The organism is Miltoncostaea oceani, assembly GCF_018141545.1.
Lineage (GTDB): Bacteria > Actinomycetota > Thermoleophilia > Miltoncostaeales > Miltoncostaeaceae > Miltoncostaea > Miltoncostaea oceani.
Map to the genome: position 1 here is coordinate 1 of NZ_CP064357.1, position 21,562 is coordinate 21,562.

General features: G+C 69.1%; 17 protein-coding genes. 9 read left to right on the forward strand and 8 right to left on the reverse strand.

Annotated features, from left to right (window positions below; translation table 11 throughout):
* Positions 1–112 precede the first annotated feature (112 nt).
* On the forward strand, positions 113–2,251 hold the full coding sequence (locus IU369_RS18755) for a CpaE/TadZ family protein (protein ID WP_217924758.1): 2,139 nt from the start codon (positions 113–115) through the stop codon (positions 2,249–2,251).
* Complete coding sequence (locus IU369_RS18760) at positions 2,248–3,651, forward strand: TadA family conjugal transfer-associated ATPase (RefSeq protein ID WP_217924759.1); 1,404 nt, start codon at positions 2,248–2,250, stop codon at positions 3,649–3,651. Before IU369_RS18755 ends, IU369_RS18760 begins: the two co-directional genes overlap by 4 nt.
* Here IU369_RS18760 and IU369_RS18765 read toward each other — a convergent pair.
* A complete protein-coding gene (locus tag IU369_RS18765) occupies positions 3,648–4,211 on the reverse strand; it encodes a hypothetical protein (RefSeq protein ID WP_217924760.1) in 564 nt (187 codons plus the stop codon). The two genes, IU369_RS18760 and IU369_RS18765, sit on opposite strands and share 4 nt — an antisense overlap.
* Before the next feature lie 12 nt (positions 4,212–4,223).
* Positions 4,224–4,787 (reverse strand): hypothetical protein, encoded by a 564-nt coding sequence (locus IU369_RS18770; RefSeq protein ID WP_217924761.1) that lies wholly within the window; start codon positions 4,785–4,787, stop codon positions 4,224–4,226.
* 142 nt (positions 4,788–4,929) lie between these two features.
* Between IU369_RS18770 and IU369_RS18775 the strand changes: the two genes are divergently transcribed.
* Together IU369_RS18775 and IU369_RS18780 are read left to right on the forward strand one after the other, a co-directional pair.
* Positions 4,930–5,541, forward strand: a complete 612-nt coding sequence (locus IU369_RS18775; RefSeq protein WP_217924762.1) for a hypothetical protein — start codon at positions 4,930–4,932, stop codon at positions 5,539–5,541.
* A 348-nt stretch (positions 5,542–5,889) separates the two neighbouring features.
* Positions 5,890–6,129: a hypothetical protein gene (locus IU369_RS18780; protein WP_217924763.1), complete on the forward strand. Its 240-nt coding sequence runs from the start codon at positions 5,890–5,892 to the stop codon at positions 6,127–6,129.
* Between the two features lie 25 nt (positions 6,130–6,154).
* Here the strand turns inward: IU369_RS18780 and dnaE are convergent, their stop codons facing one another.
* From dnaE to IU369_RS18810, 6 genes are all read right to left on the reverse strand, one after another.
* Positions 6,155–11,119 carry a DNA polymerase III subunit alpha gene (gene dnaE, locus IU369_RS18785; RefSeq protein WP_217924764.1) on the reverse strand — a complete coding sequence of 1,655 codons (4,965 nt, stop codon included), beginning with the start codon at positions 11,117–11,119 and terminating at the stop codon, positions 6,155–6,157.
* 256 nt (positions 11,120–11,375) lie between these two features.
* The gene (locus tag IU369_RS18790; protein WP_217924765.1) at positions 11,376–12,323 is read right to left on the reverse strand and encodes a hypothetical protein; all 948 of its coding nucleotides are present in this window, start codon (positions 12,321–12,323) and stop codon (positions 11,376–11,378) included.
* A 277-nt stretch (positions 12,324–12,600) separates the two neighbouring features.
* Positions 12,601–13,098: a hypothetical protein gene (locus IU369_RS18795; protein ID WP_217924766.1), complete on the reverse strand. Its 498-nt coding sequence runs from the start codon at positions 13,096–13,098 to the stop codon at positions 12,601–12,603.
* 54 nt (positions 13,099–13,152) lie between these two features.
* Positions 13,153–13,992 carry a hypothetical protein gene (locus tag IU369_RS18800; RefSeq protein WP_217924767.1) on the reverse strand — a complete coding sequence of 280 codons (840 nt, stop codon included), beginning with the start codon at positions 13,990–13,992 and terminating at the stop codon, positions 13,153–13,155.
* 121 nt (positions 13,993–14,113) lie between these two features.
* Complete coding sequence (locus tag IU369_RS18805; protein WP_217924768.1) at positions 14,114–14,584, reverse strand: hypothetical protein; 471 nt, start codon at positions 14,582–14,584, stop codon at positions 14,114–14,116.
* Positions 14,585–14,705: 121 nt separating this feature from the next.
* Positions 14,706–15,596 carry a hypothetical protein gene (locus IU369_RS18810; RefSeq protein ID WP_217924769.1) on the reverse strand — a complete coding sequence of 297 codons (891 nt, stop codon included), beginning with the start codon at positions 15,594–15,596 and terminating at the stop codon, positions 14,706–14,708.
* A 107-nt stretch (positions 15,597–15,703) separates the two neighbouring features.
* On the opposite strand from IU369_RS18810, the gene IU369_RS18815 reads away from it, so the two are divergent.
* The 5 genes from IU369_RS18815 to IU369_RS18835 all read left to right on the forward strand — a co-directional run bounded on the left by IU369_RS18815 (position 15,704) and on the right by IU369_RS18835 (position 21,503).
* Positions 15,704–16,573, forward strand: coding sequence for a type II secretion system F family protein (locus IU369_RS18815; protein ID WP_217924770.1), 870 nt, complete (start codon positions 15,704–15,706; stop codon positions 16,571–16,573).
* Positions 16,573–17,511 (forward strand): type II secretion system F family protein, encoded by a 939-nt coding sequence (locus IU369_RS18820; protein ID WP_217924771.1) that lies wholly within the window; start codon positions 16,573–16,575, stop codon positions 17,509–17,511. Before IU369_RS18815 ends, IU369_RS18820 begins: the two co-directional genes overlap by 1 nt.
* Positions 17,512–17,590: 79 nt before the next feature.
* The gene (locus IU369_RS18825) at positions 17,591–18,472 is read left to right on the forward strand and encodes a hypothetical protein (protein WP_217924772.1); all 882 of its coding nucleotides are present in this window, start codon (positions 17,591–17,593) and stop codon (positions 18,470–18,472) included.
* Between the two features lie 111 nt (positions 18,473–18,583).
* Positions 18,584–19,039 carry a CAP domain-containing protein gene (locus tag IU369_RS18830; RefSeq protein ID WP_217924773.1) on the forward strand — a complete coding sequence of 152 codons (456 nt, stop codon included), beginning with the start codon at positions 18,584–18,586 and terminating at the stop codon, positions 19,037–19,039.
* Between the two features lie 142 nt (positions 19,040–19,181).
* Entirely contained in the window at positions 19,182–21,503 is a 2,322-nt protein-coding gene (locus IU369_RS18835) for an ATPase, T2SS/T4P/T4SS family (protein WP_217924774.1), read from the forward strand.
* Positions 21,504–21,562: the final 59 nt, after the last annotated feature.

The following is a 21,562-nucleotide window of genomic DNA, read 5'->3' on the forward strand; positions in this document are numbered from 1 at the left end:
CACACCCTCACCGTCACCTTCTGCCCCGGTCGACGACCCGCTCGCGGAGATGGCCGAGCCCACGCCGGCTTCAGCCCCCGGTGCGGCAAGCCTCGATCCCCTTGCGGATCTGATGGAGCCCGGCCCGTCGGCCAGCCCGCCCGAGGACGACATGTTCGCCCACCTGGATCCGGTCTCGCCCGGCCCTGCCGTCGAGGCCGAGCCCGTCGAGACGCCTGTCCCCGCCATCGAGCCTGAGCCGCCGGTGCACTCAGCGCCGCAGGCCGCGGTGGAGCCCGACCTCGCCCCGGCTGTCGCCGCTCCCATCCCGGCGCCCGTCGCCCCTGCCACGCCCCCGGCGCCCGTCGCCGAGGTTTCCCCGGCCGATGTCGCCGCGCTCCTTGCCCGCATGGAGCAGTCGATCGCGACGTTCGTGAACACCATGGATGCCCGCGTCGGCGCTCTCGAGCAGAAGCCGGCACACGCCCCTGCGCAGGAGAGCGAGATGGTCGCGCTCCCGCCGGCGTCGACCCCCGTGGCACCTGAGGCGCCCGCTCCGGTTGTCGAGGAGTCCCCGGTGGCCGAGGTCGCCCCGGCTCCCGCGGCTGAGCTGACCCAGGAGCCGGCCGATGCCGAGTTCTTCTCGCCCGAGCCTGAGCCCGCCTCGGCGGCCCCTGTGGCCGAGCCTGTGGCGGCCCCTGTGGCCGAGCCCGAGGTCGCGCCTGAGCCCGACCCCGAGCTGATGGCCCGTCTGGAGGCCGCCCGCGCGGTCGCCGCTGAGCGTCGTGCCGCGGTGGCGAAGCGCGAGCTGCTGGACAAGGCGCTGGCCAAGTTCGAGAGGGGCGCTGACCTCACCCCGATCGAGCGCGCCCTCCTTGAGTCCGAGGGTGTCGACCTGACCCCGCCCGCCCCCGAGCCCATCGCGGCACCCGAGCCGGTGATCGCCCCCGGGCCGACCCACGCCCCGGAGCCGGTGGACCTCGCCCCGGCCGAGGCCGAGCCGCCCTATGAGCCTGAGCCCCTGGTCTACGAGCCCGCAACCGCCCAGGGCGCCTGGGAGCCCGAGGGACCCGGTGCCGAGGCATGGGACGAGGCGCCTGCGCCCGACCCTCAGTGGGCCGCACCGGAGGTGCTTCCCGCCCCCCAGGGAGAGGAATGGGCCGACGACTTCAGCCACATCGCCCCGGCCTCCCACGCCGCCCATGACGACGGCCGCACCGCACCCCCGGACCGCGCCCCGGTCGATCCCCTCTGGGCGATCGGCACCCGCGACTCCGAGGAAGAGGAGACCATCCGCACGACGCAGACCTCCGAGCGTCTGCGTGAGGACTCACGCGAGAGCAACCGCCGGGCGAAGAAGGGCGGCTCGAAGGTCAAGCTGCCGCGCCTGCCGTTCTCGACCCTCGTCAAGGGCGAGCCGCTGATCATCGCCGTCTTCAGCCCCAAGGGTGGCGCCGGCAAGTCCACGACCTCGGTCAACCTGGCGGCTCTGATGGCGGCCTCCGGCACGGCGTCGGCCGGCAAGGACGCCGAGCCCCCGCGGATCCTCGTGCTCGACGGCGACATCGCCAACGGCAACCTCGCGATCCGTGTGGCCGGCCGTCTTGAGCCGAACCTGCTGGAGCTGATCGACTACCTCGACAAGAGCGGTGCCCCGCTGACCGACTTCGAGAGCACGGACTCCCACCGGGCCTCGATGCGGGACTTCGTCCTCTGGCACGAGGACCTCCCGAACCTGAACGTGCTCGCCGCGCCCGACAACCCCGAGGCCTTCGACGACTTCGAGGTCGGCGACTACGAGCGGGTGCTCGCGATGCTCGGCCGCTTCTACGACGTCATCATCATCGACTGCGGCACCGAGGTCGTCATGCGCTCCAACCAGACCTGGCTGCGCGCGGCACACCAGGTGTTCCTGCTGACGCTCCCCGAGCGGGCCGCCCTCCACTCGGCCGGTAAGGCCGCCCGGGTGATCACGCGCGCCGGCCGCGGGCGTCCGGTCCTGGTGACCCCCGACCGCCTCCACATCGTGATGATGCGCTCCGACGCCGACCTGGGCTTCGACCCGCGGGTCGGTATGCGCCAGACCTTCGAGTGGGCCGACGGCGCGCACACGACCTACTTCCGCGACTACGACCAGGAGACCGCGCGGGCGAACAACGCCGGCGACTTCCTGGCGCTCTCGCACGGCGCCTACGCCGAGGACGTCGGTGAGCTGGCCCACGCGGCCTTCTCCCACTACGTCGAGCGGCGGCGCGCCGGCCAGGGGCAGTGAGCGAACCGCCGGCAGGCGGGTCAGGCGGCTCCGAGCAGCGTCGCCGTCGCGAGCTGCTCCAGCAGTCGACACGTTCTGAGAGCAACGGCGGGATTGTCCGCCCCGCCGACATCTACCCGCAGTGGGAGGAGATCACCGATCAGGTGATGAGCGCCTACGTCTCCCAGGGTCGTGCGAGTGGGGACTTCAACTCCGGCATGGAGGACTCGGCCTTCCACCGCCTGGTGGACCGGGTCTGCGACCAGAACCCGCACTGGGGCGTTCCTCCCTCGGGCCGGAGCGACCTGGTGCGCTACCTGCGAGATGAGTTCTTCGGGTTCGGCCCGCTCGCTCCCTGGATGGGGATCGACGGGCTCGAGGAGATCATGTGCAACCGCTTCGACACCGTCTTCATGATCGTCCACGGCAAGAAGCAGCGGATCGAGCCTTCGCCGTTTCGCACCGAGAAGGACGTCAGCGACTTCATCAGCCGCGTCTTCGCCGCCCAGGGGCGAGAGCTCACGCTCGCCAACCCGATGGAGGACGGACACCTCAGCGACGGCTCCCGGATCCACGCCGAGATCCCCCCGATGGCGGTCAACGGCGCCTGCTTCGCGATCCGTAAGTTCAACCCGCGCCCGTTCACGATGCAGGAGTACGTGGACACCGGGATGTTCACCGAGGAGTTCCTGGCCGACCTCGAGGCCTGGACTCAGGGCAACCAGAACATGGTGATCTCGGGCGGGACCGCCTCCGGGAAGACGACGCTGATCAACGCCATCGGTTGCCTGATCCCCCGAGAGGACCGTCTCATCGTCATCGAGAACACCAAGGAGCTGCAGATCGAGACCGATGACACCCTCTACATCCAGGCGACCATGCGAGGCGCGCACGAGGGTGCGGGGGAGAGGACGATCACCATCCGCGACGGCGTCCGAGGGGCGCTGCGGCTGACTCCGGATCGCATCATCGTCGGCGAGGTCCGCTCACGTGAGGCGCTCGACCTCCTCCAGGCCCTGAACACCGGTCACGACGGCTCCTGGACGACCATCCACGCCAACTCGGCCGTCGACGCGATCTCCCGGCTGGAGAGCCTCGCCATCATGGCCGACGAGCTCCCGCTCGACGCGATCCAGGACCTGATCGCGCGCGCGGTCGACATCGTCATCCAGGTCGGGCGCTTCCGGGGCACCGCCTACCGGAAGATCCTCGAGGCCTGGCAGGTCTTCCACCCGCACCAGATCGACGCCGCTAGCCGCGAGCGTGTGACGCGCATCAAGGAGGCAGGCCAGCTGCAGCACGTGCGTAGCCGCCTCTACATGATCCCGCTCTACACGATGGATGACGCGGGCGTTCTCGTCCGGCGCAACGAGATCATCCCGATCGTCGGCAAGCGCCGACGCGCACCTGCGGGGGCCTAAGCCCCCCGCAGCACCTGGTCCGTCTCCTCGGCCGGGCGGTGCCTGACCACCTGATCGGCGAAGTCGAGCATGTCCATGTGGGTCAGGGCCCAGCCCACCCCGCGCAGTGAGGCGTTCACCTGGTCCAGGCGCCGGCCGATGCCGTTGTTGGCCGAGATCCAATCAGCCCCGCCGACGCGCGTGGAGAGCGCCTGGATCTCCTTCTGCCGCAGGTCATGGAGCTGCGAGACCTCCGCCGCCTTCATGCGCAGCTGTGCGATCAGGTTGCCGCGGTACTCCGCTGCCGCGTCGAGGCCGGCGATCCGCCACTCCTCGCGCTGGGACTCGCTCACGGAGGGGGACAGCCGTAGATCGCCCGCCGCTCCCTCCGGCCCGGACGTGGCGACCACCAGATCGCGTGCGACCAGGCGCTCCACCAACTGAGGGAACCCGGAGTTCATGCCGGTCCTCAAGTAGCGGGTGTAGGTCGCGTCCCAGGCTCTGCTGAAGGCGACCGGCTCTCCTGCGCTCAGCGCGAGCTCGGCCAGCAGGCGTCGTTCCGGATTCAGGCGCATCGCCACTCCCTCGGCCCCTCAGGCGGCCGGGTCGTTGTCGGGGTCATCGAAGTCCTCGGTGGCCTCGCAGGCCGCTGTGACGAGGTCAGCGCCCGGCAGCTTGTCGAGCCGCTCCAGCAGCCGTAGCGCAGAGACCATCTCGCTGAGCCGGCCGGGGCCCGCCAGGATCAGAGAAGCCTCATCGGAGGAGGCCTCAAAGCCGGGGTAGATCACCGTCGCCTCAGGGCGGACGGCGTCGAGCATGATGAGCGCGGCGACCTCCTCACGACCGGCGCGGATCCTCGCCAGCACCATCCGCCGGAAGGCGGCGGCGGCGGCGGCGGCGATCCCCTTCGCCCGGTGGGCCGCCGCGTTCTCACGCGCCTCGCCGGCGAGGAACACCGTCTGTGAGTAGGCCTTGTCCTCGGTGACGACCCGGATCAGCCCCCGCTCCTCCAGGCGGCCGATCGACGAGTGCGGGTAGAGGATGCGGTCGCCGAAGCGGTTCATCACGTTCGAGAGCGCCTGCGTCCTGAGCTGGCCGTCGGCGATCGCCAACTCCCACAGGACACGCTGATCGGTGAGGTTCAGTCGAGGTGCCATCGGGCGCTGCTCCGTCGTCGGGGAACCACTGACATCACCAAGATACGACGGGCCCGATGACAGGACCGGCGCAATGAAAGACGTGCGCGCCGGGCTCCTCGGCTTACATGGGGGCATGCGATCCCGAACCGTTCCCCGTCTCATGGGCGGCGCTCTCATCGTCGCGGCGGCGCTGGCTGCCCCCGGCGCATCCGCCCTCGCAGAGAAGGGCTCAGAGCACCCACGCGGGGAGGGGTCGCGCGCCGAGCGACAGACGGGCGAGCGCCCCGGCGCCCGCGCCCAGGCCGGTCCCGGGTGCCGCATCTCCGAGGCTGATCTGCTCGGGGTCGACGACAGCCCGATCCTCGCCCGGGTCCGGGAGAACCTCGATGAGCGGGTCGAGAGGGGCAAGCTCAGTCCTGCTCGCGCGGACCGTCAGTTCGCTCGCACCGCGGTGCGCGTCACTGTCCACCAGACCCACACGCAGGCTCGGATCGCTCCGCTGTTGGCCCTGCTCGACATGGAGCCTGGCGAGTTCGCCCAGGCACGCCGCGACGGGCTCACCCTGCGCGAGATCGCCGAGGACCTCCGCCTCGACCGCAAGGAGATCCGGTCGGCGCTGCGTGAGGGGCGCCACGCCGCGCGCGCGGCCGTCGATGAGCTCTGTGGCCGCGAGGCTCGCGACAAGGCCCCCCGTTCATCTGAGGGCGAGGCCGGACCCGCCGGCGATCGCTCTCCCTCGCGCGGACGCGGGCCGGCGGCCGGTCGCGGCTGATCGCGCTGGCCTGATCGCTCGGGTTGATACTCACCGCGGATCTCGCGGCGCCTACAGGCCTGGCCTGTCGGTACCTGTAGCTTCTCCTACCTTCAGTCACGGAGTTGTTGCGGGAGAGCGTAAATCCCTGCACAGGCGCCCAAGCGGCTGCGAACGTCGGCGACGATGTCCCTGGTGATCCCCGCCCGCCGTCGGTTGCTCATCGCCGCAGTCGCCGGCGTCGTCCTGGTGGGCTCCGGATCTCCTCCCGCTCTCGCACGTGGTCTGCGGGCGCCGTATCCCCCCATTCCCCTCGCCTGCCCGGAAGACGATCAGGGCGGCGGGGAACGGTCGGCGCAGCCTGCCGAGGTGGCGATCGCGCCGATCTGCGCAGGTGATCGCCGCGCCTTGTGCCGGCTTGCGCTGCGGGCGCCGCTCCTTCGCCTCTTCGAGATGAGCCCGGCCCAGTTCGAGCAGGCCCGGGAGGATGGTCTGCGGGTGGGGGAGATCGCGGAGGACCTCCGGATCGCCCCTGAGCGGGTCCGGGACGCCCTCACCCGTGGACAGCGCCGCGCCGAGAGGCTCCGCGACCAGCTGGGAGACCGCTGAGACAACCGCCCGTGGGCGGAGACTCTCAGGTCTGCAGCGCCACTTCCTGCTCACCGATCAGCTGGCGGATCTCCGCGAGCATCGACGGGCCGATCTCGACCCGTGCCCCGAGCCGGCTGGGACGCCCGTCCATGATCAGCGAGACCGGTGAGGCCCCCGGGTGGGACTCAAGGATCTCCTGGAGGCGGGCGATCACCTGGGTGGTCCGGCGGTCGGCCGGGAGCGTGATCTCGAGCGGCTGGATGGGATCCATCTTGACCTGGTCCGGCCGCCACGGATAGACGGTGATCCCGTTCAGCTTGACGGCCTTCTCGGTGACGTCGGCTTCCGGGTCCTCTTCAGCCTCCTGACGTGAGTTTCGGAACGCGTCCTCGACCACCTTGGCCTTGATCACGCAGAGGGAACCCTCGACGAGCAGGTCCTTGGTCATGTCATCGAGAGAGTCGCTGAAGAACGTGACGGGGCGCGACCCTGTCAGGTCCTCGACCTCCACCTCGAGGCCGAACGTCTCCCCGGTCTTCTTCTTCAGGACGCGCTGGGCGGTGACTGAGCCCACTACCGTGACGGTCCGGCCGATCGCCGACCCGTTCAGCGATCCGATGGTGTGGCTGATGTACCGCCGCCACTGACGGCGGCTCTCATCGAGGGGATGTCCCGAGGCGTAGAGCCCGAGCACCTTGCGCTCGCGGCTGAGTCGCTCGAGCGAGGGCCAGTCGGGGCCGGTCAGAGCCACGAGGGCGAGTTGGTCGTCCATGGCGTCGTCGATCGAGTCCTCGTCATCGGGCGGGCGCGAGAGAACCGCCGCACAGGCCGCGCGCACGGGCTCGACGAGCGCAGCCAAGACGGCCTCGCGCTCGGGCGCACTCTCCTGGACCATCTCGGCCGCGCGGGCGTCAGGGTCCTCTGCGTCCTCCTTGCGGGCGGCGAGCCGGGCCTTCCTCAACGCCTCCTTCTCGAGGGCGGCTGCCACCAGGCTCGACGCGGCCGAGCGGCTCGGCACGGCATTCGCTGCGTATGAGGCCTTGGCGATCGCCTCGAGGCCGCGCTTCTCCTCGGTGCTGAGCTTGCGCGGCTTGCCGGCCCCCGCGGGGGCGTCGAAGAGGGAGGGGGCGGCGGCCGGCTCCGAAGAGGAGCCCCCAGCCGCCACGGCATCCGTTACCGCGGTCAGGAAGGCCTTCTCGGCGGCCTTCGCCGCCTTGCGCTGGGTGTCGAGGGTCGGCTCGATCGCGGCGGCCATCGCCATGCGCGAGTGCTTGGTGAAGTCCAGGGCGCCGGCGAGCACGAGGCGCTCGAGGACCGTCTTGTTCAGATCCGGCAGGCGCCGGATGAGGTCGGGCAGGGAGCGGTAGGGCCCGCGGGTCTCGCGCTCGGTGCGGATGGCGCGGATGACGTTGTCGCCGACGCCCTTGATCGCCTGGAGGCCGAAGAGGATCTCGAACCGCTTCACGGGGTCGCCCGCGGGGTCGGCGCCTTCGGCCTCCATCACCGCGAAGTCGCGCAGGGAGCGGTTGAGGTCCGGCGGCAACACCTTCAGGCCCATCCGCCGTGCCTCGGTGATGAAGAACGGCACCTTGTCCTTGGTGCTCGCGTTGAGACTCATCAGGGCGGCCATGTAAGCCGCTGGATGGTTGCACTTCAGGTAGGCCGTCGAGTAGGCGAGGAGACCGTAGGCGGCGGCATGGGCCTTGTTGAAGCTGTAGTCGCCAGCCTTCTCGTTGTCCGACCACAGCTGCTCGGCGTCGGCCTTCCGGACGCCGTTGGCGACGCAGCCTGCCACGAAGGCGGGCTTCAGGGTGGCCATCAGATCCTTGTCCTTCTTGCCGATCGCCTTGCGCAGCGTGTCCGCCTGGCCCGGGGTGAAGCCCCCGAGCTGACGGGCGGTCAGCATCAGCTGCTCCTGGTACACCGCCACGCCGTAGGTCATGCCGATGATCGACTCGAGGCGCGGGTCCAGGAAGGTGACCTCCTCCTGCCCGTGCTTGCGGGCGGCGTAGGTCGGGATGTACTCCATCGGGCCCGGCCGGTAGAGCGCCACCAAGGCGATGATGTCGTCGAAGACCGTCGGCTTGATCAGCCGCAGGGCCTCACGCATCCCGCCCGAGTTGTGGACCACGACGCCGTTGGCGACATAGTTGTTCAGCGGCCCTTCCATCATGACATCGAAGGTCGGCTCGATCGCGTCCTCGACGATCTCGATGATCGGCTCGAACTCGAAGTGCGGCGGCAGCTTCGGGCAGTTCCATGCTGCGAAATCGGGATGGGCGAGCTCGAACTCGGCGATCTCGTGTGCGCTGACCACCCGCAGCGGCTGATCGGGGAACTCGCGGCGGAACTGCTCGACCTTCAGCTTGCCGCGGCCGCAGAGGCCGGACTTGCCCTTCACCTCTACCCAGAGACCGATCTCGCCCAGGTAGAAGTCCGGCGTGTAGCCCGATCCGTCGGCGAAGCGAAAGGTCCGCGGCTCATAGTCATACGCGACGCCGGCCGCGATCAGTGCCCTGGCGAAGTCAGCCTCCCAGACCGAGCGCACCGGGTGGTCGAGATCGGGGAACTCGAGACAGGCGGCCACGGGCTCGTGACCCCACCAGGGGTTGTCGGCCCCACGCCGGATCGTCTGGCTCCACGCCTGAGGGTCTCTGGTGCGAGCCATGTGAGGACCAGTGCCAAGGTGGCGATTAGAGCAGGAACGGCAACGCACTCCCCGCGACTGCACCCGCTTGCCGCAGTCGGTGCATGCGCCGATCCGTGATGCGTCCCGTCGGTTGACCACGACCTGGTCGCCGGGGGACAAGTCTCCGAGCCGCTGCCATCCCCGATCTGTGAGGATGCGGTGATCCTCGGTCGCGCGCAGCAGGTAGCCACCGGCTGTCCTCATTCGGTAGAGCCGCTTCTCACCTGTCGCGACCACCCGGAGGACGCGATTGCGCCGCCGCGCTCCCTCACCGAGGTCGACCGACAGCATCGCCTCCGGCGGGTTCTCATGGAGCTCAGCGATGGTTCGGCGTGGGTCACCGTTCAGAATCGTGTCTCCCGCCACGCACTCCAATTGGAACACCCCGATGGCCTCACCGCGCGACAGCATCTCGTAGGTCGCGAGGTCGTCCAGGGGCAGGCCGTAGGCGTCGAGCTCGATGCCTTCGGTGTGTCCGACGATCTCGATCGCGCGCTGGATGATGTCCAGGTTGCGCAGGCCGAGGAAGTCCATCTTGAGGGCGCCGACGGCCTCGGTGCTCTTCATGTCCCAGCTCGTGGTGATCGGTGCCTCGTCACCCTTGCGCTGGATCGGGAGAGCCCGCTCGAGCGGCTGATCCCAGATCACGACGCCGGCGGCGTGCACTCCCTCTGAGCGGATGAAGCCCTCCATCCAGCCGGCGAGGGTGATCACCTCCTTGGCCTCAGCGTCGTTGTCGAAGGCGCGCTGGAAGTCCGGCACGGCTCGATAGACCTCGCGCAGGCTCATGCCGATCGGCTTGTCGGGGACCATCTTGCAGAGACGGTCTGCCAGTGAGATCGGCTTGCCCAGCACGCGGGCGGCGTCGCGCAGTCCGGCCTTCGCCTGGATCATCCCATGGGTGATGATCTGAGCGACCGCGGTGTCACAGCCCGCCAGCCCGTTGTACTTGGCGCGGACGTATTCGATCATCTCCTCGCGCCGGACAATCGAGACGTCCCAGTCGACGTCCGGCATCGAGATCCGGTCCGGGTTCAGGAACCGCTCGAAGAGCAGGTCGTACTGGAGCGGGTCGAGGTGGGTGATCCGCAGGGCGTAGGCGACGATGGCGCCCGCGGCGGAGCCTCGGCCCGGGCCGGAGGGGATGCCACGCTCGATCGCCTCGCGGACGAAGTCCCAGACGATCAGGAAGTAGTCGTTGAAGCCCATGTTGTCGATGACCCCGAGCTCGAACTCGAGGCGCTCACGCTGGGCCTCGGTCTGCTCGGCCCGCGGCCCGTAGCGGTCCTCCATCCCCAGCTCGCAGAGGTGGCGCAGGTACTCCTTGGAGGTCGGGAAGCCCTCGGGGAGGGGGAAGCGCGGGAGCATCGACTGGCCGTAGGCGATCTGCGCGTCGCATCGCTCGGCGAGGACGAGGGTGTTGGCGAGAGCCTCGGGGAACTCGGGCAGCAGCTCGGCGACCTCCGACTCCGTGCGGAAGTGGTAGTTCTTCGGCAGCAGCGAGAAGCGCCGGTTCTCCATGTCCGGCGTTCCGTCCGGACGACGGGCCTGCTGCTGGCCGGTCCCGACGCAGAGCAGGGCGTCGTGGGGGACCGCGTCCTCGGCGCGCAGGTAGTGCACGTCGCCGGTTGCGAGCAGAGGCACGCCGAGATCGGCGCAGATGAGCGCGAGCTCGCGGTTGGCCTCGGTCTGGGTGAGCGTGAACTTGCCGAGCTTGTGAGCGAGCTCGGAGTCGGCGGGGATCTGCTCGGTGATCCCGACGTTCTGGATCTCGCCGTAGACGTTCTCGAGGCCGAAGATCTCGGTCAGACGCTTGGTGTAGGCCCGCGCCGCCTCGAGGTCGCCGCGGAAGATGCTGCTCATCACCGGGGCGGCCATGCAGCCGGTGAGGGCGATCAGGCCTTCGGAGAACTCGCCGAGCAGCTCCCAGTCGGCCCGGGCCCGCTTGTTGAAGTAGCCCTCCAGGTAGGCGCGCGAGGTGAGCGCGTAGAGGTTCCTGAGGCCCTCGGAGGTCCGGGCGATCAGACCGAGGTGCCAGGTGTTCGTGTCGCGCTTCTTGATCGCCCGGTCATCGGTGAGGTACGCCTCGACGGAGAGGATCGGCTTGATCCCCTCCTTGCGGCAGGCCTTCTCGAAGGCCGGCAGGCCGGAGATGGTCCCGTGGTCGGAGAGGCCGAGCGCGACGTGACCGCGCTCCTTGGCGAGGGCGACCAGCTGGGGGATCTTGCAGGCTCCGTCCAGGCTCGAGTACTCCGAGTGGACATGGAGGTGACAGAAGTTCTCCGGCGTGGGCGCCGGCGCCTCGGGCTCTGATGACATCGGATCGAGAGTGCCAGCGAACCCACAGGCCTCGCGCGCTTCGTGCGCTCACACGGACTCACACACGCGGACTGGTGAGTCCGAACCTTCGTGGGGCGGCGCCCGGGTCAGGTCTCTTCGGTCAGGACCTCAGCGGCGCCTGCCAGGCGACTGAGCGTTCGGCAGAAGCCGCCGGGGCTGCGTTGTGCTGGTCGCTGCGGGTGACGGTGTCAGCGACAACTACCCCGAGGATCTACGACGGCGACGCCGTCGCGGCCTAGAGGAGCAGGCGCGCTAGGTAGACCACCGCGGCAATCAGCGCCGTGGTGATGACCCCGATGATGAGTTGCTGAGCGAAGGTCTGGGTCATGATGAGACTCTTGGCCCGAGCGGTGTAGTGCCCCGCGAGTCGCCTCGGTTTCCCCGGGGCCAACAGAACGGCGATAGTCATCGCGAGCAGTGAGACAAGAGCCACGAGCCAGAAGGTTCTCTGGTTCCAGAAAACAGGTGGATCGGCTGGTATGACCCGAAGCCTGGCATAAACAACCGCGTCACGGTCGAAGCCGGCGGGGAAGATCCCGTTCATGTTCACGTCTCCGATGAGAGCGCCCCGGTCTTCGACGATCTCGGAGGTGAGTCCATAGGTCCCGCTCTGTCGCTCGAGATAGGCGCTGCCCGGAACGTACTCGACTCTGAAAGGACGGTCAGCGACAAGGTCCAAGGTGTCCTCGACCACCGTCGGGACAGCGTTGTCAGCCTCGATGTATCCCCGGATCCGGAGACCCGATCTTGTGCCGGTCGGCACCGTGATCCGAACTCGGGTGCCGGTCGCGGTGGTTCTCTCTCCCCAGAACTCGTTCGCGTTGTTGTTGACGTAGAGACGGACGACTATTTCCGTGTGATCCCTGACATCGAGTGGATCGGCGATGAACGCGGCGCCTTCCTCCGAAGCCGGGTGCCCATCCAGGAATGCTCGCTCATCCCCGTACGATGGAGTGTTGATGAACGAGTTGAAGACAGGGCCGTCGAGCGGGCCACAGCGGCTGTTCGCGGCCGTGGGATCTCCTGGGTCAGAGCAGTTGCCCGTCCGTGGCGTCTTGTCGTAGTCATAGATGGGCCGTGGGGGATACCACCCCGCGGAAGCCTGAGTGGGAGCCCAGAGAAGGACGGCCGCGCAGGCCAGCAGCAGTACACGCTGGTGAGAAGCCAGGTTACGCAGGCCCATGGATCACAACGCTACCAAAGGGTCGAGAGGGCCCTCGGCTCACGCCAGCGGTTGTCGGAGCGATCCCAGGCGCAGATCGCCAGGTGAGGGGAGTCCGCGCTCGCGACCCGGATCGATAGCGCCCCCGCCGTGCATGAGAGGCTGCGGCCGGTGCGTCTCGCCTTGCCCAGGCTGGGGCGCTGAACCTCCACCGGAGAGGGTGCCCCCGCGAAGATCGCGCGCACGATGAAGTCGCCTTGGGCGTCCGGGTTGAGGGGCACCCCCGGGGTGACCACCCTCAGGTGATCTCCCGGACGGCGGCGATCATCGACCGCGTGCGGGTAATCCGACGCTTGATCGCGGCCAATCCCTCCTCGAGCGCGGCGAGCTGGTCCTCGCTGAACTCGCCGTCCTCAGGCAGGGAGGCCACCAGCTTGCTGAGGTCATCCGCGGCGGCCACGGTCGCGAGGGTCCGCTCGCGGGCGCGGGCCGAGCCGGCCTCGCGGGCCTGCTGGGCCGAGTCGGCGGCGATCGCGGCGGCGTCGCCGGGCCAGGTTCCCGTCACCCGGTAGGAGCGGTACATGCCCGCAGTCGGCTGCGCCAGCCAGCCGAGCTCTACCGCCCGCTCGACGGCCTTGATGAGGGTCCTGTTCCCTGGCTTCTGGCCGCGACGGGCGACCTGGATGGGGTAGAGCTGCTTGGCCACCCGGTGGAGCTCGATCAGCCCCGGAGGCTGGGACGAGAACACGGCCATCAGCTCCTGGAGGAGCTCGTCGGCTGCTGATGTCTTTGCCATCCCCTTCACCGTAGGACGCCGGGATGCCCCGGCATCATCCAGCGATGATTGGACTCAGCCCCGCGCCGAGCGACGCAGTGACTCCCTGACACCGTGGCTCGACGAGACGACACTCTGCCGGGCAGGCAGGCTCTGCCCGGTCTGCTCACTCCAGGCGCTGGCGGTGAGCTGCACGCCGCGCAGCCAGAACTCATGTCGCCCGTCCGGGTACCGGACCGCCGGTCCGTTTTCGCGGTGAAGGTCCTCCGCGTCCCAGTACCGTTCCTCACCCTCCGGTGTCGCGGTCCGCATGAGATCACCGCGCTCGTACCATTCGAGATGTCCATCGCTCGTGCGGAGGGCGGGCCCGCCGATACGGTGGAGGCGCCCCTTCAGGTACCACGAGTAGCCTCCGTCGATCCCGGTGATCGCCGGCCCATCGACGCGGTGGAGCTTCCCCTTCGAGAACCAGAACTCGGTCCCGTCGGACTTGATCTGTGCGGGCCCGTCCTCACGGTGGCATTCGCCGTGAAGCCACCATTCCGGGGCGCCCCGGCCGCCGCTGACCGCCGGCCCGCCCGCACGATGCCGCTTGCCCCCGAGCCACCACTCCTGACGGCCGTCCATCATGACGATCGCCGGGCCGTCGGCGCGGTGGAGCAGGCCCTTCCTGATCCACCTCTCACTACCATCGGGCGCGGTGACGGCCGGGCCATCCGCGCGATGGAGCACGCCCCGGCGCCACCAGGCGCGGGTTCCATCGGCCCATGCGACGGCGGGGCCGCTCATCCGATGCCGCTCGCCGAGCTCCCACCACTCCCGCCCACCGTCCAGATGCTCGATGGCCGGCCCGTCCACCCGGTGGTAGCCCCCCTCCGGCGTGGTCCAGACCCTCGCGCCATCGTGCCGGGTCACGGCCTGCGAGGTCACCTTCGAGGATCGCCGCAGTGTCGCCTCATCAGCTGCGGATCTCGTTCTTGCTCCTCGCGCCATCGTGCTGTGACGATAGGCCCGGTCCGTCAGGCCGCCGGGTTCCTCAGCGTCGCTTGCGCGCGGCCCGGGCCTTCTCCTTGGCCTTGCGCTGGGCAGGGGTGAGGGTCCGGGTTGCGCTGACGGCGCCACCGTCGACCACCCTGGCCGCGGCACGCTTCTCGCTGCGACCGAGGCCGAGAGCCTCGACGTCAACCTCCCCCAGGGCGTCGACGACGTCCACGTCGTCCATCATCCGGCGCACCTGAGCCCGCTGGGCCGGGGGCAGACGGTTGATCGTCGCACGCATCTTCTCGGCCTCTTCGCCACCCTGCTGGTCGAGGGAGATCTCCATGTCCGAGCGCCGCATCCCGAATTCGTCGGTGTCGGTCCCGGCCTTCTGGGCCTGACGCCGCTGCATCTTCATCGCGAGGCGTGTGATGGCGGCGAGCATCCGCCGGCCGAGAGGGTGCTTGAGCAGGAGCGGGGTCGAGAAGCGGATCGCCAGGACGGTGAGCGCCGTCACGACGATCAGCACGACCAGGATGGTGAGCGGGATCAGGATGTAAGCGGGCACGGGTCTCCTCTTGGTTCAGCCGGTGTCAGTCCGTGACAGTGGCGAAGGCCCAACCGCCGATGCTGCCATCTCGCCTTCCGTCTCAGAGAGCGTCGCGGCGGCGCCCGTCGCGGACGATCGCCCGGATGACCGTCGCCCCCGGGCGATCGAGCCCGAAGTGGATGCCCTGTCCGTCCACACCCCGACCGAGGGGATGTTCCATCGGTGCGTCCTCGCGCTCACCCATCAGCTGCGACCAGCCGAGGAGGATGTCGCGCTCGATAGCGGAGAGGCCAGAGGGCGTCGACCCGAGACGCTCGCAGAGATCGCCCTCGCTCAGCCACTGGCCGGGGGCGTGGGCGAGGGCGCTCATCAGCGCCCGGGCTGGCTCGTCGAGGTGCCGCCAGAGGTCCGCGACAGGGTCATCCAGAGATCCGGCCCGCAAAGCCTCCTGCGTCAGGACGTCGAGGACCTTCTGCCGCGAGCTGTCAGGCAGATCACGCAGGGTGTCGATAAGGACGGCCTCCTCGGGATCGAGGGCGTCCTCGACGGCGGGGGCGCCGATCCCAGCCTGCGAGTCGAGCGGCGCGCGCTGGAGGTGATCGAGCAGATCGCTGATCAGGAGCTCGAGCTCCTCCTCACTGAGATCCTCCGCTGACTGGCACCGGGATCCGAGGACGACACAGACCGCGCAGGCTCCGGAGTCGTTGAGGTCCCCCTGGACCTGGGAGACGGCGTGGCGAAGGACCTCCCGGGAGGCGCCGGCGAACAGGCAGGACAGAAGCTCCTCATCGAGGGATGTCCACTCGGCGATCCGGCCACGTTCGTCGGCGCTCAGAGCGACGGGTTCGCCCCCGAGGAGGGCCTCGGCACGCTCGGAGCCGATCAGTCCCCTCAGCCAGCTTGCAGCGGCGGGCATCTCACCGCGGGTGCGGTCGGCGATGCGCCGGTTCAGGGTGCCGGCCAGGCGTGAAGCGAGCTCCGGGGACAGCATCGACGACGACGATAGGTCCGGCCCTGTACGCGCAGGCGCTTTTTCACCCAGCCCGCCGAGCGGAGAAACTCTCGGCGCGGCGGCACGCGCGGCACGATGAAGGCCGGATGTCAGAACTCGTTCTGCCCATCGGTGTCTTCCTCATCAGCGGCCTGCTGCTGATGCTCGGTCTGCTCCGCAACCCCGCCGGCGATCCCTTCGAGATGAAGGAGCGCCGCTCCAGTACCTCGCGCCAGCTCGAGAGGCGCCTGCGCCGGGCGGGACTGCTCGGCACGACCCCCGGCTTCGCCCTGGTTCTCGCAGGTGGGACGACCGCGATGATCTGGCTCGTCGCCACCCTGCTGACCGCCAGTCCTTACCCGGGCCTGGCGGCGGTCGTCATCGTTCCACTCGGCGGATGGTTCTTCCTCACCTTCCGAGAGCGCGGCTACGTCAAGCGGGCCTCATCGGAGCTCGTGCCCTTCCTGCGCAAGATCGAGTCGCAGATCCGCGCCGGTCGGCTGCCCCAGGCCGCCTATGCCCAGGCCGTGTCCGAGTCGGTCCACCTGCGGCCGGCGCTCGAGCAGTCGCTTGCTGAGCTCCGCCTCAGCCGCCCCTTCATCGAGGTCCTGCGCGAGTCAATGGCGCGGCTGCCGCTGCGCAGCTGGGAGCAGTTCGTGCGCCAGCTGGAGATCCACTCGGAGACCGGCGGGGATCTGGCGGAGATCATCAGCGACGCGGTCAAGCAGATCGACCAGCTGATCCGTCTGCAGGCCCGCATGCGCGCCGAGTACGCGACCTTCGCCAAGCAGCAGATGGTCCTGGTCGCGGTGGCGATCGCCGTCTTCCCCGGCCTTCATCTGATGGGTCTGCTCGGTGAGCTCACCGGGACGCTCACCGGCTGGGGAGCGATCGGGGTCGCGCTGCTGATGATGGGCGCCGGAATCTTCTACGGGCAGCGTTCACTGCGCGACATCGAGAGGCGGCTCGAGTTCTGATGCTGTTGCTCCTCACACTCCTGGTCTTCTTCCTCTCGGCGATCGTGCTGATGCGGGGGTATCTGCGCCGTGGCGAGGACCGCCCCATGACCGCCGCCGAGGAGAGCTACAGCCGACTCGTCGCCGAGACACTCGCCCGAGACAACTCCGACATGCGCCAGAGCGCGCCCAACAAGCCGAGCCGCGTCCGGCAGGTCACCAACTTCCTCACCGGGCGGGGTCTCTTCCGCTCGGAGGAGGCGCGCGACGTCCTCAGCTGGCTGGATCGCCAGCTGACCCTGGCCGGGCGCCCCGGAGGTTGGAGCGCCCAGGAGGCGATCGTCTTCAACCTGATGATCTGGGCGGTCGGGACCCTCCTGGCGATCATGTCGATCAGCGCAGGCCTGCCCCGCTGGCTGGTCGTGGTCGTCCTGCTGACCGTCTTCAGCTACCCCTACCTGAAGCTGCGGGCGATGATCAACCGCCGCCAGGAGCAGGCCAAGCTCGAGATGCCGGCCTTCATCAACGACCTGATCATGGGCATCGGCTCCACGAGCGGAACCTTGGACGAGGCGATCGGCCGAGTCGTCCGCGACCCCACCGCCACCGGGTCGGACAGGATCCTCGTCCGCGAGTTCGCACAGGCCTTCGCGGAGTACCGCCACGGCAACCGCGACCGTGAGCAGGCCCTGCGCGCCGTCGCCGAGAGGCTCGGCGTCGACAACGTCCGCAACTTCGTCGAGGCTCTGATCGAGGGGCTCCGCTCGGGCACGAGCGTCAAGCACATCCTCCAGTCGCAGTCCACGCAGGCCCAGGCGGTCTTCGAGCAGGACATGAAGGCGTTCATCGCCCGCAAGGAGTCCTCGTTCATCATCGGCCTGGTGCTGATCTTCTTCGGGATCATCATCCTCGTGATGACCCCGCTGGTGCTGCGCCTCTCCGACGTCTTCTCCGCCTAGCGGCACCGACCCGCCTCTGTCGTGCGGCAGCGGAGAAGCCCTCGGCAGACGGGCCCCTTTCGCCATGGTCGGGAAAGCAATGGCACTCGACCTGATCCACCTCTCGCAGCTCATGTCGGGCAGCCGCGACGGCGAGCTCTCGGAGGCCGGCAGGCGCCTCGAGCGTCGCCTCCAGCGGTCGTTGTCACCGCTCCAGACCGCACTGGTCTCCGCCATCTGCATCGCGGCACTCACAGCCGCTGCCCCGCTGGGATCGACGCTCGTTCCTCCGATCGCGGCCGGCGTGATCATCACCTGCGCTGCAATGCTGCTGACCGGGCTGCGACGCGGCGCGCCGATGCGACTCGCCCGCCCCGGCCTCGAGCAGATCCAGCGTGAGTCCCTCGATGTTCTCGGCCGCCTTCCCGATGACCGGGAGCGCGAACCCGCCGGCCTCGCCCGCGTCGCCACCCTGAGCGTCCTGGTCGACGACGCTGCCCTGGCCATGGCCGCCGACCGAAGGGCCGCCCTGAACGCCTGCGGCCTCCTCGAACGGCGTGGTGGCCCCGACCACGACGGGTGGCTGTCCTCAGTCCTCGGGTACCTGCGCGCCCGCAGCGGGCTGGACGCCTGCCCGGCCGGGCGCGATCCCTCCTGGGGCGCCCTCATCGCGTGCCTCGAGCAGATCCAGGCCGATGAGGCCTACCGAGAGCGTCTCTGCGCCTTCGATGGCGAGCCCTGGTTCGAAGCGGCGAACCACGCACTCGCGCTCCTGACAAAGCAGCGGCCGCCAGCGCCCTATCTGGCTCCCGCGATGGTCGAGCAGGACGGGGAGAACCTGCGCGCGGCCTGCCGGATCCTCCAGACGATCGCCCGCCGCACCAGCCTCTTCCCGATCGGACCGGATGTCATCACTGACAGCGGCAAGTGGCACGCCGTCGCGTCCCACCGGATCGCCGAACCCGCCAGGGAGATCACCTGAGCACAGGCACGGCCCTAGCGTCGCGCTCAGATGGGACCCCGACGCAGACTGACTCTCCTGCTCGCCACCGCCGCACTGCTGGCACCGGCGACGGCGAGTGCGGCGCCAGCGATGCCCGGGCCCGCCGCCTGCCCGGGGGCTGAACGGCTCGACCTCCCCGTCGCCGCACAGCAGAAGGCGATGACCTGCCTGGTGAACAGGACCCGCCAGGCCCGCGGTCTTGCGGTCCTCCGCCCCCACTCAGCCCTCGCCAGGAGCACCTCCTTGAAGGCGAAGGCGATCCTCCGGTGCGAAAGCTTCAGCCACACCCCCTGTGGCCAGGCATTCACTGCGACGCTGACACAGTCGCGCTACCCGTTCCGCACCGCGGCCGAGAACATCGCCTACGGGGGCGGGCCATACGCCTCCGCCTGGTCCACCTACCGCAGCTGGATGGCGTCTCCCGGCCACCGGGCCAACATCCTGAACCACAAGGTCCGTGAGCACGCCGTCGTTGTCATCCCGTCCACGAGTATCGACGGCGCCGACGACGTCGCGCTCTGGGTCCAGCAGTTCGCCGCCCGCTGAGGATCGGGGGAACGCTCAAGGGCACGGAGGCCGGGGCTACTGTCGCGTGGACATGCCTGATCCCCACTCGCGCGACTACCCAGCACCCCCTCCGATCGGCCGGTTCGGCGGCCCTCCTGCGCGCGACACCTCGGATACACGTGTGAGCGATCCGGGTGCTGACATCCGGTTCCCCCTTCGGACCGAGGCCCCCGCGAGCGACCCCATGGTGCCGCTCCTGCCGATCGGCGACGGACAGGCCGAGAGCTTCACCCGCTGGTCGAGCCGTCGCGACGCCATCGTCGGGACCGGCGATCCCCGGGCCTTCGGGGCACGCGCGGTCGATCTACCTCTCAGCACCGATGACGAGCCGTCGACGAACTCACAGGCGGCGATGGACGCGATCGCGGCCGGCATCGCATCCCCGCGCTGCAGCGAGATCCACGGATGCGGACCGGACCAGCTCTTTGCCAAGTTCGAGGGCACCTTCCATCGCATCGACGTCCGCTTCGACGATGAGGCGAGCTACAACAGCTGGGTCAAGGAGCAGGTCGACACCGCCGAGGCGGTCATCAGCTGGAACGACATCACCGAGCGCCGGCGCGGGATCTTCCAGCGCGCCGACGGTTCGTCGATGACCGTCGTCCTGCCGCCCTTCGCCCCGTTCCAGGCCTTCAGCATCCGCAAGCAGACCGTCGGTGACTGGACCCTTGAGCAGCTCGTGGCCGGCGGGTCGATGAGCAACCAGATGGTCTCCTACCTGCGCGCCGTCGTCGCCGCCCGCGGCAACATCCTGATCGTCGGCGAGATGGGAGCCGGCAAGGCTCAGAGCCTCGACTCGAAGGTGCTCACTCCCACCGGCTGGACCCGGATGGGAGACATCTCTGTGGGCGATCAGGTCATCGGCCGGGACGGCGAGCCGCACCGGGTGCTCGGGGTGTACCCCCAGGGTGAGCGCCAGTCCTATCGGGTGACCATGAGCGACGGCGGCACCACCGAGTGTTGTGATGAGCACCTCTGGGCGACCCTCTCGCCACTCCACAAGTTCCGGGGCAAGGAGGCAACGGTCCGACCGCTGAGTGAGATCCGCGAGCGCCTGCGCGACGGCGCCGGTAACCGCCAGCACTTCCTGCCCCTGTGTGAGCCTGTCCAGTTCGCACCGCAGGATGCCCCGCTTCCGCTCGACCCCTACCTGCTCGGCCTGCTGCTTGGCGACGGAGGCCTTACGTCGCGGACTCCGGTGCTCACCACCGCAGACCCGGAGATCGTTGAGACACTCGCCGCGATCCTCCCGGAGGGCGTCGTTCCCAAGCTCAGTGGGAAGTATGACTACCGGCTGAGTGGCGGCGTCCGCGGCCGGCCGAACCCGCTCACGGTGGCACTCCGCGAACTCGGCCTGATGGGCAAGTACTCCCACGAGAAGCACGTCCCCGATGCCTACCTCTTTGCCTCGGTGGCCTCGCGCACCGCGCTGCTACAGGGGCTTCTGGACACCGACGGTTCGCCCACCGGCAGGGGCGGGATCGATTTCTCGGTGTCGTCCCCTGACCTCGCCGAGGCGGTCGTCTTCCTGATCAGATCGCTCGGCGGCACAGCCCGCCTGCGGCCGAGGACGACCACCCACCGGATGGCCTACCGCGTCACGGGCCGGGTGCCGAACGAGATCCCCGCCTTCCGCCTTTCGCGCAAGCTGAGGAACGACCCCGACTACGTGAAGTATGGGCCGTGCCGTGCCATCGACAAGGTCGAGCCCTGTGGGGTCAAGCAGATGGTGTGCATCTCCATCGACTCCCCCGACCAGCTCTATGTCACGGATGACTTCATCGTCACTCACAACACCAGCATGATCAACATGCTGAGCCACGAGTTCGCGCCGAACGAGCGCATCGCGGTGATCGAGGAGATCCCCGAGATCCAGATCGCCCAGCCCCAGGTCGTCTACCTGACCTACCAGCCGATGCAGGCGACCCTCGGCCTCAAGGAGGTCTTGGACTCCTCGCTCTACATGCGCTTCGACCGCGTGATCGTCGGTGAGGTCCACCTCGAGGGCATCACGAAGATGCTCGAGGTCTGGATGACCGGCTCTGACGGCAGCTTCTCGACCTACCACTCCGACTCGTGTGAGCGGGCAGTCGAGCGGATGAAGCTCGCGCTCCAGCTCGAGAACCCGAACATGACCGCGGAGACGGCGCTCGGCCTGATCCGCCAGGCCGTCGATGTCGTGGTCGTCCTCGACCGCGTCGGGGGCCTCCACCGGTGCACCGAGATCGTCGAGATCGACTGGCGCGAGAGCGGCGGTCCGGGGAAGGTCGGCCAGAACCGGATCTTCGCCCTCGACCGCAAGGCGGATCGGCACCTTGCCGCCGGCAAGCCCGATGAGAAGGGCAAGGTCATGGTCAAGGCCGCCAAGTACGGCATCCCGTTCTCCGCCGACTGGTTCGCGGCCCCCCTCGGGGAGGGCTTCGGCTCCCTCCCGCGTCGCTGACCGCGCCTCCGTCTGGCGAGTGGAGAAGGAAGCGCCGGGTCTGATCCCGCACTTACCCT

Coding starts and splice junctions, on each gene's coding strand:
- IU369_RS18795 (WP_217924766.1), bottom strand. CDS start 13,098: ATGGCAAAGACATCAGCAGCCGACGAGCTCCTCCAGGAGCTGATGGCC.
- IU369_RS18820 (WP_217924771.1), top strand. CDS start 16,573: ATGCTGTTGCTCCTCACACTCCTGGTCTTCTTCCTCTCGGCGATCGTG.
- IU369_RS18755 (WP_217924758.1), top strand. CDS start 113: ATGGAGCCCGGCCCGTCGGCCAGCCCGCCCGAGGACGACATGTTCGCC.
- IU369_RS18815 (WP_217924770.1), top strand. CDS start 15,704: ATGTCAGAACTCGTTCTGCCCATCGGTGTCTTCCTCATCAGCGGCCTG.
- IU369_RS18770 (WP_217924761.1), bottom strand. CDS start 4,787: ATGGCACCTCGACTGAACCTCACCGATCAGCGTGTCCTGTGGGAGTTG.
- IU369_RS18790 (WP_217924765.1), bottom strand. CDS start 12,323: ATGGGCCTGCGTAACCTGGCTTCTCACCAGCGTGTACTGCTGCTGGCC.
- IU369_RS18825 (WP_217924772.1), top strand. CDS start 17,591: ATGGCACTCGACCTGATCCACCTCTCGCAGCTCATGTCGGGCAGCCGC.
- IU369_RS18775 (WP_217924762.1), top strand. CDS start 4,930: ATGGGCGGCGCTCTCATCGTCGCGGCGGCGCTGGCTGCCCCCGGCGCA.
- IU369_RS18810 (WP_217924769.1), bottom strand. CDS start 15,596: ATGCTGTCCCCGGAGCTCGCTTCACGCCTGGCCGGCACCCTGAACCGG.
- dnaE (WP_217924764.1), bottom strand. CDS start 11,119: ATGTCATCAGAGCCCGAGGCGCCGGCGCCCACGCCGGAGAACTTCTGT.
- IU369_RS18830 (WP_217924773.1), top strand. CDS start 18,584: ATGCCCGGGCCCGCCGCCTGCCCGGGGGCTGAACGGCTCGACCTCCCC.